Below are 14,011 nucleotides of genomic sequence, written 5' to 3' on the forward strand. Positions count from 1 at the left end.
GTCAGGCTCCTCCTTACTCTTTACTGTCGGTGGCAGGAACGGCGGCTTCACGGCCGAATTCCTTGCCCAGGGTTTTGAGCTTTTCAGTGTTCTGCAGCACGTCCATCAGCAGCTCTTCAAGCTTGTCGTTGCCGCCCATCTTGTTGCGCAGGTCAGCCAGCTTGTTGCGCACTTCCAGCAGCTTGCGCAGCGGCTCGACCTGACGCACCACGTTCTGTGGCTCGAAGTCTTCCAGCGCATTGAAGTTCAGCTCGACACCGAGCTGGGTGCCGTTCTTGGCCAGCGTATTGTCGACGCGATAGGACAGGCGCGGCTTGATGCCTTTGAGAACGCCATTGAAGTTGTCGCGATCGATGAAGATGAACTTGCGGTCCTTGAGCTTGGGCAGCGGCTCCAGCGGGTTGCCGGAGAAATCACCCAAAACGCCTACAACGAATGGCAGCTCTTTCTTTTCCTGAGCATCACCGATATCCACGTCATAGGTGATATGGACCCGAGGCGCGCGAACGCGGTCAAGTTTGTGCTGGGTACTTTCCTTCTTCGCCATCGTCATCTCCTGTGCGAGCAACTCGCTGCAAGTCGTTTGCGTACCGGGCCTGATGCAGGCCAGGCGCGATTAGAGTCCTTCAATCGTCAGCAAAAGGCGCTGACGGATTTCATCGTTCATTTCCAGAATATTTTCGTGTCCGACCAACTCTTCGAAGCTTGTATTGCCTGCGATTTGCGTGCTGTTGCGAATGACCGACTCATCCGGCAGCTCGGAGCGCACCGGTGAGCTGATCACGCAAAACGGCAGATCGCCGAAGTCTTTCAAACGCTCGAAACTGACCGGAAAACGCAGCCCTTCAAACAGGCGGCTCATACCGGGTGATTTGCTGAGGCAGTAGAACAGCACCAGATAATGCACAACGTAGCGATACAGCTCGGCGCTGCTGCGGTTCGGGTCTTTGATCACCCGGCGAAACTGCGCCAGATCGAACGAGTTGAAGCCCACGACCCAGCGCACCGGGCTGGTGATGCGAATGGTCTGCCCGCTTTGTGACAGAACCATGTCGTATTCGAGCGGGAACAGCTCGGGCGTGGTGCTGATCAGGTTCAGCGGCACTTCCAGTTCATTGACCAGCTTGAACGGCTCTGCCGATGCAATGCGGTCATAGAGCTCCTTGAGCTCCTTGAAGTGGTGCTGAGTCTCGCGACCGCTGCTGCGTTGCGCGCCCTGCAGGTATTCACCGAAGAATGTCTGCGGGCGTATCAGCAACGCCAGGGTCGACAGGTAGTCGGACGCCTGCACCTTGAGCGCGTCTGAAATAGCGCGCGTCTGCTTACGCAGCTTGATCAATGCTTCTATATCGAACGTCTGAGTCATCGGTACATCGTCCTTGAACCCTTCACGACCGCTTCCCGGATCAGACCGGGGACGGGGAAGGGTTACGAGTTTCTCGACTACACACCTGCTCACAATGTGGTTTTGACGAGCGAATCAGTGCAAAACGCGCCGCCACAATGAGGGAGGATTGAATGCTGGCATATAGGTATCGTATAGCCAGCAATGTGGTCTATGGCAGTACTTTTGGTAGGAAAGTTCCTACAGACGGTGGTTATTTTCTCGGTTTTGTTACACTAAGCAATGATGCCTATGAGCCATCACTGGTTTGAATTGTGCCTCTCATATAGCGCTAGCCATTGATTTCAAAGGGCTTGATCGTTTTATTTGGATCCGGTCAGCGCTGTAATTAAGCTTAAAAAGATGAATTGATTTGCCCGTCTTACAGCGCTGCGTCGCCTTTAAATCACGACTCATTAGTGTGAGCAGATTTTTCCGGGCCCTGAAATAATGATGGCATTGCGCGTTTTTTGATCGCACAGATCGCGCGGTCGAGTGATTTTCAGTCGGTCAGATGAACGATCCTGTTACATCCTCATGAATATCGCGGTATAACGCCGCCAGCGCAGCACCGTTTTGCACCCATGCAACAGGCATGCGCCTGCACGCAATCGCCTCCGGCGTTTTGTCTCATGGACCCTGTGCGCGCTAAGGACAGCCAGCGGCGACGCACTTCTTGAGCCTGCCTCATGAAAATCTACAAGCTCATTGCTGTACTCATTCTGCTGCCTCTGGGACTGAACCTTGTGGGTGTCTGGCAGTTGCAGCGCAGTGTCGACAACACGCAGCGCCTGAATGAGATTCAGGCCGACCTTGTGCATGCCCGTCCCTATCTGGAAAAACTCGCCAGATCGCCCAGCGCTCTTACGCGGACGATCGAGGTAGACGGAGAAAATCTCAGTATCTCGATGGCCTTGTCTCGTCTCGCAAAAGCAGAAGAGGGATTCGGCACTGTGCTGGTGCTGGGCAACGTGACCACCTGGCTGGCCCGGGCTGTCATTGCGCTGAGTCTGCTGGCTGCACTGGTCGGCGGTGTCGGGCTTGCAGGCCTCAAGTGGGCTGGCTCGCGCGCGCTCCATTCCCGCGAGCGATTGCTGCACACCTTCAGCCGGGTCAGTCGCATTCTGCCCTTCGTTTTAGTGGGGCATATTGTTGCGGTGGGCGCAGCAGTGTCCGTAATCCTCAGTTTTGAAGCCTTGGGGATGTGGCATCTGGGGCGGATGTCGGCGGGCGAACTCAAATTTATCATCGTGGTGCTGATGCTGGTCGCGGCGTGCCTGTATTCGATCTGGCAGATGGGTAAGCAGTTGCGCGTAATGCTGCGCATGTTCGAACCCACCGCGATGCAGGTTATGGGGCGCGAAGTGACGCCCGACGAGGCTCCGGTGCTCTGGGCTTATGTTCGTGACCTGGCCGAGCGGCTCGGCGCGCTGTCGCCGGATCACATCGTGCTGGGCATGACCGAAGGCTTTTATGTCACCTCGAGCGACGTCTCTCTTCTGCCGTCCGAAGCCGCCCTCAAGGGACGTACGCTGCATGTGCCCATCATGTATCTGGGGTTGATCGATGCTGCCGAAACCAGTGCGGTGATCGGGCACGAACTGGCGCACTTTGCCGGCGAGGACACCGAATACAGCCTGCGCTTTCTGCCGATCTACGATGGCATCGGGCGCAGCTTGGGCGTGATCGCGGAAAACATGATTTTCAGCGGTTTGCTGCAGCGCACCATCATGCGCCCGGCATTCATACTGGGCATTTACTTTATGAAAAGCTTCGATCATGCGGTGAATCACTGGGGCCGCGTACGTGAACTGGCGGCCGATGCAGCCGGTGCGAGCCTGGCCGGCAATGCGGCGGCAGCCTCGGCGCTGGTGCGTATCTCGGCCATTGATCCACTGCTGCAAGAGCGTGTTTACAAGCATATTACGTATGCCGCCAATCCAGAGCCCGGGCAGGTGCTCACCAAGGACCTGCCGACCAGTGTGCTGCATGACCTGGCCGATCAGACGCTGACGCTGCCTGAACAAGAAATGGCCATTCAGTTACCGCACCCTTCGGACACGCATCCTTCCAACGGTGAGCGTGTGGCCGCGTTGCAGGTTGCTGCCGACGAGGCGATCCGCACAGGCACACGACCTGTTGTTGCAGCTCAGGCCTGCGCCGCGATGGATCACTACTTCATCAACCCTCAAGTGTTGCGCACTCGTCTCACCGAGGACTTCATGAGTCATCAGGTCGCGCATGATGCCGAACTGGTGAGTGAACTGCGCACGCGTGCCAACGCCGTCACCGGTGATGTTGTCTTGCATGAAGGCGCTCGTTTGCGGGGGGTTTTGTTAACCCTGTTTATTGGCGCCTTACTGGCGCTGGGTATTTTTCTGCTGGCCCAGTGGCTGTCATTTCCGCCGACGATGACAGAAAAGCGAAACCACCTGCTGATTGCCGGCAGCGTCCTGACCTTGCTCATGCTCATCCTGCTGCCGGCCGTCCTGCGTCTGTGTCTGCGGGCCGACAAGGCCGCGTTGGTACTCACCCCGGATCACTTCGTGTTCGCGAACCTGAAGTCTCCCGTTCCTATCAAGGACATCGCAGATTTCGAGCTGCACATAGCCTACGGGACGTTTTTGACCCTGCACCTGGAAGACGATGCACCCTTGCCTGAGCGGGCGTCACGTTCGTTGTCTGTACCAAACGCGAGAGTTTTCAAGAAAAAACGTCGTGTCGTTCTGATGCTGGCGCAGTTTTGCCGCCATGGCAAAAAGCTCACACCCGACGAACTGGGCCCACTGATCGCAGATTATGTGAACGCAGGCGTCGCGCGGCACTTGCTGCAGCAGCGTTTCGAGAAGGCGTAGACGATAAGGGCGATGTAACCGCCCGACTTTCCTGCAGACAACAAAAAACCCGCCGAAGCGGGTTTTTCCAAGAACCATCCCGACATCCTGTCGGCCGCCTCCGAGGCGATGGTCGATCATCCTTGATCCTGGTGAACTCCCTGTTCACCACTTGATGGATCCAATCTTATGCGTAGCGCACAGGGTCGGAAATAGCCAAGTTCCTCGATCGCGTGTAAGCCTTTCGCTATACCTCGCTAATTCGATCCGGCGCGTATGGGTGGCGGGCAAGTATTTTGGCGTCAGGAAGATTTTGCATCTTGCAGGTTTGTCGACAGCAAAAAACGCAGGCAATAAAAAACCCGCCGAAGCGGGTTTGTACCAAGACCATTCCAACTCCCTGTCGGCTGCCTTCCCGGCGATGGTCGATCGTCCCTGATCCTGGTGAACTCCTTGTTCACCAGTTGTTGGATCCAATATTACGGCTCTTGTGAGGGGTGGCAAATAGCCAATGTGCTATTCGGCGTGTAAGCCTTTCGCTATACGTGTGTGGCATTCAGCCATGTATTTGCGTGCCGAAACCCGGTCTTGAGTCGCTGAAAGCGCCAGCCTGTAGGGGTTTGGGTGTTTCTCAGGACGATCAGGGCGAGAAGGTCGCCGCCACTTCACAATAACGCTGCTCGGCGTTTTTGCTCTCTTCGTCGCGGTTGCGCGCCGCACGTTTGGTCCACTCCCGGCATTCCTCTTTGAAATTGACCTGAGCGGCCTTGCGGCACTCGCGTCGTTCCAGCGAGCGAACGGCGAAGTTCTCGCAAACGCTGTCGCCATCGATGGTGTTGCCGTAGACGCGCCATTGCGCGCGGTAGCGATTGCGACCGTCCCATTCGCGAATGGAGACCGTCGCGACGCTGTACGGCCTGGACGAACGCGCCGTGCTGCGCGCAGCGTTGGCCTTGAAGTCGGCCATGTAGTCTGCCGACACCATGCCTTTCGCCGGTTCCGTCTGAGCCGGGCGAGGGACCTGGCCAAACCGGCAGTTCAATACGCTCTCATCGATGACGTTGCCGTTCTTCATGCAATTATCCAGCGGCTGCACAGTAGCTGGCTGCTCCTGGGTTGCAGCGACGGGCATGAGGTCCGATGTTCGGTTCAACGTGCTTGGCGCGGCAGCTGAGGGCGCTGCCGGTTCGCTGTCGATCGCAGGTGTCTGGGCTTCGACCGCTGGCTGTTCGACCAGCGGCAGCGGCGCGGCCTTCGGGCCTCGCACCTGAGAGGCCACCAGCCCTGCCAGGCATCCGGCAACAATCAGCCCGGCCAGCCACAGGCCATAAGGACGCGGTCGCACCTTGCGTTGGCGGCTTGGATGCGAACCCAGAACGACGTCAACCTGGCCGGGTACGAGCCGCTGGATACGGATAATCCCGTCGTCCTCGGGTTGCTGTGTGGATTCCATTCCTGCTCCAGATCAAGCGTCATGTGAAGGTAAGTGCTGCGTCTGCTGACGAACGCAGCGGGCGTCAAATTTCAATTCTATCGGCTGTGCATCGTGTTTCTGTAACGCTTTGGCGCTGTATGCATTGAACCTGTCGCGCTAAGGTTGGGGCCGTTTTGATTGGCTATGAAAGGACCGCACATGCATCAGCGTCTTGAGCAGGTTTTTGGTTACACGCAGTTCCGGCCGGGCCAAGAGGCTGCAATCAGTGCCGTGCTGGCCGGGCGCTCGGCTGCGGCGATCTTTCCGACCGGCTCAGGCAAGTCGCTATGTTACCAATTGCCTGCGTTGATGTTGCCGCATTTAACGCTGGTGGTTTCACCGTTGCTGGCGCTGATTCAGGATCAGCTTGCCTTTCTGCATCGGCATGGCATTTCGGCGGCGAGCATCGATTCGGCGCAGAGCCGGGATGATGTCGCGGACGTCATGGCCAGGGCGCGCTCCGGGGAACTGAAAATCCTGATGATCTCGGTCGAGCGGCTCAAGAATGAGCGCTTCCGTAACTTCATCGCTCAGGTGCCGATTTCCCTTTTGGTTGTCGATGAAGCGCACTGTATCTCGGAATGGGGGCATAACTTTCGGCCCGATTACCTGAAACTGCCGGATTACCAGCGCGAATTCAACATCCCTCAAGCCCTGCTGCTGACGGCGACTGCGACGCCGCAAGTCATTATCGACATGCAGGATAAATTCGCCATCGCCCCTGAAGATGTAATCACCACCGGTTTCTACCGCGCCAATCTGCACCTGTGGGTCGAGCCGGTCAGCGGGCGTGACAAGAGGCAGCGCCTGGTCGAGTGGCTCCATGAGCGGCAGGGGCAGCCCACCATTGTCTACGTGACCCTGCAAAAAACCGCCGAATACATCGCCGCGCACCTTGAACAGAACGGTCTGCCTGCCAGCGCCTACCACGCCGGGCTGCCTACGGATCAGCGCGAATCCATCCAGAAGCGCTTCATGGGCGGCAGCCTCAATTGCATCGTGGCGACCATCGCGTTCGGGATGGGCATCGACAAGAGCGACATTCGCAACGTGGTGCATTTCGACCTGCCTAAATCCATCGAGAACTACAGCCAGGAAATCGGACGGGCAGGGCGCGACGGTGCCGCTTCCGATTGCCTGGTGCTGGCCAATCGCGACAGCCTCAACGTATTGGAAAACTTTGTGTACGGCGATACGCCGGAGCGCGAGGGAATTGCGCGTGTGCTGGAAGACCTGCTCGGCGCGCGCCACGACGGGCAATGGGAGTTTCTGCTCGGGCCGTTGGGCGATCTTGGCAACATTCGCCAACTGCCGCTGAAAACATTGCTGGTGCAACTGGAGCTGCGCGGGCTCATTGCGTCACGTTACTCCTACTTCGCCGAGTACCGTTTCAAGTTCATGCTCCAGCCGCACGACCTGATGGCGCGCTTTGAAGGCGAGCGGCGTGAATTTGTTCAGGCGCTGATCGACACCTCCAGCCGGGCGCGGACCTGGGCGACGGTCAACTTCGACGCGATGTACCAGCAATACGGTGCCGAGCGCGGGCGAGTGGTCAAGGCGCTGGATTACTTTCAAGAGAAGGGCTGGATCGAGCTTGAAAGCAAGCAGACGACCGAGGTGTACAGCCTGCTGCGCAGCGATTTTGACCTGCAGGCCCTGAGTACCGAGCTGTACGAGTATTTCGCCCACCACGAAGCCACGGAAGTGGCGCGCATTCATGCAATGCTTAAAGTGTTCTCCAGCGACCAGTGCCTGACTCATCGGCTGGCGCGCTACTTCGGCGATCATAATGCCCCTGAGCTTTGCGGGCATTGTTCGGTCTGCCACGGCCAGGTCGCCCACCTGCCTGAACCGCCCGAGCTTGAACCGCTACCGAGCCGGGACTGTCAGCAACTGTGTGGCGAGTTTATCCACAAGCACCAGGACTACACCGGCCAGCCACCCAGCGCAGAGTGTCTGACCCGTTTTTTGTGCGGCATTAGCGTACCGTTGTTTACCAAGCTCAAGGCCCGCGCCACCAGAGGTTTTGCCGTGCTCGAGGATTATCCGTATGCGCAGGTCAGGGCGTGGGTGCAGGGGATGCTCTGAACGAAAACCGGCCGCTCGAAAGCGGCCGGTTTTGATACATCAGTCGATAGCTATCAGGTCAATCGCGACCGTGACGGCGATGTCCGTAGTGCTTGTTGCGTTTGCCATGACCACGGTACTCACGGCGATCATCACGGTCGCCGCGATAGCGACGATCATCACTACGGCTTTCGTTGCCCATGTAATTACCCAGTGCGGCACCGCCGCCGCCACCGACTGCTGAACCGACCAGGCTGCCGGTGTTGCCGCCAACGCTGCGGCCCAGCACGTTACCGCCTGCTGCGCCCAGGCCACCGCCAATAGCGGCTTCTGTGCGGTTGCGACGATCTGCACCGACCGCACCGCCGGCTGCGCCACCTACGCCTGCGCCAATCGCAGAACCGGTGCTGCCGCCGATCTGTTGACCGACGACCGAGCCGAGTACCCCACCCAATGCTCCGCCTACGCCTGACTCAAGGTTGCCTGCCGAGGCGGCGCCGCTGATCAAGGTAAGAGACAACAACAGTATCGAGGAATACTTCATGTATGGAATCTCATAAGGATGACGGCGCGATCTTGGTGTCAAGTGAAGAACGTAGCAATGTAAATCCGACGAGTAACACGATTGCAACACAACTTGCTAAGTTATTGTTTTGGCTAAGGAACTTAAGTCGGGAAAGACAGTCTCAGGTTACTTGTGAAAGGCCCGTTTCGAGAGAGACGGGCTTTTTTTCATGGGCGTTTTTTACCGGCTTAGATAATCCGCGCCGACTCTGCCGAACGCTCAAGGCGAATGGCCACGAACTTCGACGTTGGCGTGCTGCTGCCGGCGCCGACGCTTTCCAGTGGCACAAGCGGGTTGACCTCCGGGTAGTAAGCCGCAGCCTGGCCCGCCGGAATATCGAACGGCAACAGCGTGAAGCCTTTGACGCGACGCTCGCGGTTGTCGCTCCAGATCGAGATCAAGTCAGCTTTCTGACCTGGCTGGAAGCCAAGACGAATGATGTCTGCTTCGTTGACGAACAGCACGTCACGTTGACCTTTCACACCGCGATAACGGTCGTCCAGGCCATAAATGGTGGTGTTGTACTGATCGTGGGAGCGCATCGACTGCATGATCAGATCTGGTATCTGCCCGGTCGAACTGATGTCTTCATGGATCAGGTTCAACGGCAGCGCATTGGACTTGAAGTTGGCGCGAGTCGAGGCCGTGTTCCAGCGACGGGAACCGGCTGCGTTACCCAGGTAGAAGCCGCCCGGGTTCTTGACGCGCTCGTTGAAGTCCTTGAAGCCTGGAATAGTGTCGGCGATCAGGTCGCGAATACGGTCGTAGTCTTCAACCAGCCACAGCCAGTCCACAGGCGTTTTGCCCAGTGTGGCATTGGCAATGCCGGCAATGATCGCTGGCTCCGAACGCATCTGCTTCGAAGACGGCTGCAACTGGCCGTTGGACGCATGCACCATGCTGAACGAGTCTTCCACGGTGACTGCTTGCGGCCCATTGGCCTGGATGTCGATGTCGGTGCGACCGAAACACGGCAGAATCAACGCGTCTTTGCCGTGGAACAGGTGGCTACGGTTGAGTTTGGTACTGATTTGTACCGTCAGATCGCAACTGCTCAGTGCCTCGGCGGTGCGATGGCTGTCCGGCGTCGCCTGGGCGAAGTTGCCACCCAGCGCGATAAATACCTTGGCGCGGCCCTCGGCCATGGCATGAATGGCTTCGACCACGTTGTGGCCATTGTCGCGCGGCACTTTGAACTGGAAGCGTTTTTCCAGTGCATCCAGGAAGAACACCGGTGGGCGCTCGTTGATGCCCATGGTGCGGTCGCCCTGCACGTTACTGTGGCCACGGACCGGGCAAAGGCCAGCACCCGGACGGCCAATATTGCCGCGCAGCAGCATCAGGTTAGCGATTTCCTGAATGGTCGCGACCGAGTGGCGGTGCTGGGTGATGCCCATCGCCCAGCACATGATGACGTTCTTGCCCTTGGCATACATGCGCGCCGATTGCTCGATGTCAGCCAGGGTCAGACCGGACTGCTCGACAATCCCGTCCCAGGACGTGTCATCAATGGCCGCCAGGTATTCGAGAACGCCTTCGGTGTGTTCATTAAGGAATGCGTGATCAAAAACCGACGGTTCATTGGCCAGCTGTGCATCACGCTCCCATTGCAGCAGGAACTTGGCCATGCCGCGCAACAGCGCCATGTCGCCGCCCAGCGCAGGACGGAAGTAGGCCGTGTTGGTCGGACGGTCACCATTGGTGAGCATCTCGACCGGGTGTTGCGGATGCTGGAAACGCTCAAGCCCACGCTCTTTCAGCGGGTTGACGCACACCACCTGCGCGCCACGCTGTACCGCTTCACGCAGCGGCTCAAGCATGCGCGGGTGGTTGGTGCCGGGGTTCTGGCCGAGGACGAAAATAGCGTCAGCGTGTTCGAAATCCTCGAAGGTCACGGTGCCTTTGCCCACGCCGACACTTTGCGACAAGGCAACGCCGCTGGCCTCGTGGCACATGTTCGAGCAGTCCGGGAAGTTGTTGGTCCCGTAGGCACGCACGAACAGTTGATACAGGTACGCCGCTTCGTTGCTCGCACGACCCGAGGTGTAGAACTCGGCCATGTTCGGGCTGGGCAGGTTCTTCAGGTGCTTGGCGATCAGCGCAAACGCGCTGTCCCAGCTGATGGGTTTGTAACGGTCGGTTTCTGCGTCGTAAGCCATCGGCTCGGTCAGGCGACCCTGATACTCAAGCCAGTAATCGCTCTGTTCCAGCAGCGCGCTGACGCTGTAGCGTGCGAAGAAGCCTGCATCGACGCGGCGTTTGGTGGCTTCCCAGTTGACCGCCTTGGCACCGTTCTCGCAGAACTTGACCATGCCGCTTTCCGGCGAGTCGCCCCACGCGCAGCCCGGGCAGTCGAACCCGCCGTTCTGATTGGTCTTGAGCATCATGCGCAGGTTCTTCAGCGCGTTGTCACTGCCCAGCCAGGCCTGCGTCACGCTGATCAGTGCGCCCCAGCCGCCCGCCGCACCTTTGTAGGGCTTATAACGGGGTGTAGGTGTCTTGTCGGCTTGATGATGAATGCTCACGCTTGAATCTCCATCGCAGGACTATAGACCCGCGGCGCACTGTGCTGCGGCAGGTGGATTAAATTGAGGTTGTGACGGCGAGCCCATTGCAGGGCAAGTCCGGTGGGCGAGGACAGACTGACCAGGGTCTGAATGCCGGCGCGCAATACTTTCTGAATCAGTTCCAGGCTGCAGCGACTGGTCACAATCGCCACGCCGCCGGTCATGGGAATGTCCTGGCGGATAAGCGCGCCGATCAGCTTGTCCAGCGCGTTATGGCGGCCGATGTCTTCGCGGCCCAGCAGCAACTGACCGGTGTTGTCCATGAAGACCGCGGCATGCACCGCGCCACAGTGGCGGCCAAGCGGCTGGAATTCGCCGATGCGCTGGCGCAGGCCTTCCAGCCATTCAATCGGCGGCAAAGGCGCACCGGGTAATATATTCAGCTCCGGCAGCGCCTGCTCGACCGCCTCGACACCGCACAATCCGCAGCCGCTGGTGCCGGCCAGTTGTCGCCGTTGCTGTTTGAGGTCCCAGAAGGCCCGGCTGGCGATTTCGACCTCGGCCTGCATCGCCGAACCACAGCCGCTGAGCGTGAAGTCGTAGATTTCATCGCGTGAGGCAATGATGCCGCTGCCCAGGCTGAAACCGACGATAAAGTCTTCAAGATCGGTGGGGCTGACCAGCATGACCGCCTGGCTGATGCCGTTGTAGGCAATGGCCAGTGCCACTTCTTCAGCAAGCGCGTTGCGTGCGCAATCCTGCCCCTCGAGATTCGAGTAGCTGTAATTCTGGCTTGCTTCGGGGGCTGGCGCGGAAACGGGCACCGAGCTGACCTTGCGCGTGACGTGCATGGGCTGAGATACCGGCAGATTGACATCTACAGGTTAGGCGTCTTCCCGGGTATCGTCTAATCGCTAGTGCTGATGCGTCGATAGATGACGTCGATCAACGTTTCATCGCGGGATCTCTGCCACCAGTGCAAAGCAGGCTTCAGCCAGTGCCGAACGCGGTGCACTGCGGCGCATGATCAAGCCCAGCCGGGCCAACGTGCAGGCGTCGGCAATCGGGTGCAGGTGCAAATGTTCGGTGAGCGTTTCCAGGCCGCCGTCCAGCGGCATGATCGCGCAACAAAAACCGCCATGAACAGCCTGCAGTAACTGATGAACGGCATCGGTCTGGATCAGCGGATTGGGTTGCAGGCCGCGACTGTGGAAGTTGTGATCGATCGATTGGCGAAAATGCATGCCGCTGGTCAGTGTGCCCAGCGGCAATTCGACCAGATCCGCCCAGCTCAACGGCGTATCACCAAACGTGAAGTGCCGACGGTCATACAGCAGCCCCATGCGCGTTTCGTCCAGGGTCAATGAGTCAAAGCGCTCGCTGTCCAGGCGTTCCAGGTACGAGACGCCCAGATCGATGCGATTGCTCGCCAGTTGCTCCAGAACCTGCTCGGAACTGAGTGACGACAGCTCAAAGCGCAGGTTGGGGTGCAACTGATGCAGGCGATGCAGCAATGGCAACGGATCGAAGCTCGACATGGGCACCACGCCCAGACGCAGCGTACCGACCAGATGCCCGCGGCAGGCAGCGGCTTCAGCCTGCAAACCGTCATAGGCTGCCAGTACCGTACGCGCCCAGGCCAGTACGCGTTCGCCCGGCGCGGTAAACCCTTCAAAACGCTGGCCACGGTTGACCAGCGGCAAGCCAAGCTCTTCTTCCAGGTTGCGCAGGCGCATCGACAAGGTCGGCTGAGTGATGTTGCAGCGCGCAGCCGCTTGACCGAAATGCCTTGTTTCATCAAGGGCGATCAGAAATTTAAGTTGCTTGATGTCCATGTGCACTCCGGTAAGCCGTCCAGACAGCCGATTCTACGCTTTCAGGCTGAACGATGGTCGAGCAACGTTGGTCGGAAGCCTGCAGCCCTTGACTTATAAGGGCTACAGTTATAGCGACATTCCTTGAACCACACTATGGGAGATCTAGAGAATGGGCCTTATCAGTTTTATCAAAGAAGCCGGCGAGAAAATTCTGGACGCGCTGACGCCAGACCATGCTAACGCAGACGACGTATTGAAAAAGCATATCTCCGAAGTGGGCCTGGGCAATCCCAATGTTCAGACTGAGGTCAGCGGTGGTACTGTCACCGTGAAAGGCCAGGTCGCCAATCAGGAGGAAAGGGAAAAGATTGTCGTCACGCTGGGCAATATTCATGGCGTGGATAAAGTCGACGACCAAATGACTGTTGCGGGCGGCGAGACTGCTGAATCCGAATACGTCGAAGTGAAACCGGGCGACACCCTCAGCGATATTTCCAAGCGCGTGTACGGCGATGCCAATCAGTACCAGAAAATCTTTGAAGCCAACAAGCCGATGCTCAAGGACGTAAACAAGATTTATCCGGGCCAGAAGCTTCGTATTCCCAAGTGATCTGAAGCAGGTGCCCACTTTCGAGCGGGCACCTGTCGGCGTCACAACCCCTTGATCAACTCACGGTAGTCGCCCACGGCGGCAAATTCTTCGGTGTCTTTCGGGCCTTTCTGGCTGTTCGGCTGGCTGACGGCCAACAAGTGAGCGACGCCGAAGTGGCGCGCGCTGCGCAGGATCGGCAGGGTGTCGTCGATGAACAGGCTGCGCGCCGGATCAAACGCGGTTTCAGCTTTCAAAGCGTCCCAGAAATGCTGGCTCTCCTTGGGGAAGCCATAATCGTGGGAACTGATCAGGCGCTCGAAATAAGGTGCCAGCTCGATGCGCTCCATCTTCAGCGACAACGAGTCGCGGTGCGCATTGGTGATCATGATCACCCGCTTGCCGGCTTGCTTGATGGCCGCCAGAAAGGTTTCGGCGTCCGGACGTAGCGCAATCATGTGCGCAATTTCCCGTTTCAGGTCGCGAACCGACAGTTTAAGCTCAGTGCTCCAGAAATCCAGGCAGTACCAGTTCAGCGTGCCTGCATTGTTTTCAAACAGCGGCTTCAATTCCAGCCAGGCCATCGCGAAACTGATGCCGTGAAGTTCGGCATAGCGCTGCGGCAGGTGTTGCATCCAGAAGTGTTCGTCGTAATGCAGGTCGAGCAACGTGCCGTCCATATCCAGCAGGACGGTATCGATTTCGCTCCAGGGCATGGAAAGCATTCTGGCCTCGTCAGGGGGTTGGTGTCGGGTCAAGCATATCCGACACAGA

12 protein-coding genes are annotated in these 14,011 nt (G+C 58.3%); 4 read left to right on the plus strand and 8 right to left on the minus strand.

The features are described 5' to 3' along the window. Positions 1-13: 13 nt before the first annotated feature. Together tssB and QRN38_RS19070 are read right to left on the minus strand one after the other, a co-directional pair. Entirely contained in the window at positions 14-547 is a 534-nt protein-coding gene (tssB, locus tag QRN38_RS19065; RefSeq protein ID WP_005737250.1) for a type VI secretion system contractile sheath small subunit, read from the minus strand. A gap of 69 nt (positions 548-616) precedes the next feature. Further along, positions 617-1,366 carry a hypothetical protein gene (locus QRN38_RS19070; protein WP_005737248.1) on the minus strand — a complete coding sequence of 250 codons (750 nt, stop codon included), beginning with the start codon at positions 1,364-1,366 and terminating at the stop codon, positions 617-619. 707 nt (positions 1,367-2,073) lie between these two features. Here QRN38_RS19070 and QRN38_RS19075 point away from each other — a divergent pair. Both QRN38_RS19075 and QRN38_RS19080 read left to right on the plus strand, forming a co-directional pair. Beyond that, positions 2,074-4,239, plus strand: coding sequence for a M48 family metallopeptidase (locus tag QRN38_RS19075; protein ID WP_057418396.1), 2,166 nt, complete (start codon positions 2,074-2,076; stop codon positions 4,237-4,239). Between the two features lie 259 nt (positions 4,240-4,498). Further along, positions 4,499-4,657: a hypothetical protein gene (locus QRN38_RS19080; RefSeq protein WP_155520117.1), complete on the plus strand. Its 159-nt coding sequence runs from the start codon at positions 4,499-4,501 to the stop codon at positions 4,655-4,657. Positions 4,658-4,858: 201 nt separating this feature from the next. On the opposite strand, the gene QRN38_RS19085 is transcribed toward QRN38_RS19080, so the two are convergent. Beyond that, complete coding sequence (locus QRN38_RS19085; protein WP_005769860.1) at positions 4,859-5,671, minus strand: hypothetical protein; 813 nt, start codon at positions 5,669-5,671, stop codon at positions 4,859-4,861. A gap of 180 nt (positions 5,672-5,851) precedes the next feature. Here QRN38_RS19085 and QRN38_RS19090 point away from each other — a divergent pair, with 180 nt between their 5' ends. Further along, positions 5,852-7,780 carry a RecQ family ATP-dependent DNA helicase gene (locus QRN38_RS19090; RefSeq protein ID WP_057418395.1) on the plus strand — a complete coding sequence of 643 codons (1,929 nt, stop codon included), beginning with the start codon at positions 5,852-5,854 and terminating at the stop codon, positions 7,778-7,780. 58 nt (positions 7,781-7,838) lie between these two features. Here the strand turns inward: QRN38_RS19090 and QRN38_RS19095 are convergent, their stop codons facing one another. The 4 genes from QRN38_RS19095 to QRN38_RS19110 all read right to left on the minus strand — a co-directional run bounded on the left by QRN38_RS19095 (position 7,839) and on the right by QRN38_RS19110 (position 12,666). Beyond that, complete coding sequence (locus QRN38_RS19095; RefSeq protein ID WP_005621742.1) at positions 7,839-8,303, minus strand: glycine zipper domain-containing protein; 465 nt, start codon at positions 8,301-8,303, stop codon at positions 7,839-7,841. A gap of 209 nt (positions 8,304-8,512) precedes the next feature. Further along, entirely contained in the window at positions 8,513-10,849 is a 2,337-nt protein-coding gene (locus tag QRN38_RS19100) for an FdhF/YdeP family oxidoreductase (RefSeq protein WP_011105470.1), read from the minus strand. Continuing rightward, entirely contained in the window at positions 10,846-11,682 is an 837-nt protein-coding gene (gene fdhD, locus QRN38_RS19105) for a formate dehydrogenase accessory sulfurtransferase FdhD (RefSeq protein WP_057418394.1), read from the minus strand. Before fdhD ends, QRN38_RS19100 begins: the two co-directional genes overlap by 4 nt. A 102-nt stretch (positions 11,683-11,784) precedes the next feature. Further along, positions 11,785-12,666, minus strand: a complete 882-nt coding sequence (locus tag QRN38_RS19110) for a LysR family transcriptional regulator (RefSeq protein WP_005769869.1) — start codon at positions 12,664-12,666, stop codon at positions 11,785-11,787. 151 nt (positions 12,667-12,817) lie between these two features. Here QRN38_RS19110 and lysM point away from each other — a divergent pair, with 151 nt between their 5' ends. Continuing rightward, on the plus strand, positions 12,818-13,258 hold the full coding sequence (gene lysM / locus QRN38_RS19115) for a peptidoglycan-binding protein LysM (protein ID WP_057418393.1): 441 nt from the start codon (positions 12,818-12,820) through the stop codon (positions 13,256-13,258). Positions 13,259-13,299: 41 nt separating this feature from the next. Here lysM and yrfG read toward each other — a convergent pair whose 3' ends face one another. Continuing rightward, positions 13,300-13,962, minus strand: a complete 663-nt coding sequence (gene yrfG / locus QRN38_RS19120; protein WP_005769873.1) for a GMP/IMP nucleotidase — start codon at positions 13,960-13,962, stop codon at positions 13,300-13,302. Positions 13,963-14,011 lie beyond the last annotated feature (49 nt).

Source organism: Pseudomonas sp. CFBP2511 (assembly GCF_030209255.1).
Lineage (GTDB): Bacteria > Pseudomonadota > Gammaproteobacteria > Pseudomonadales > Pseudomonadaceae > Aquipseudomonas > Aquipseudomonas avellanae.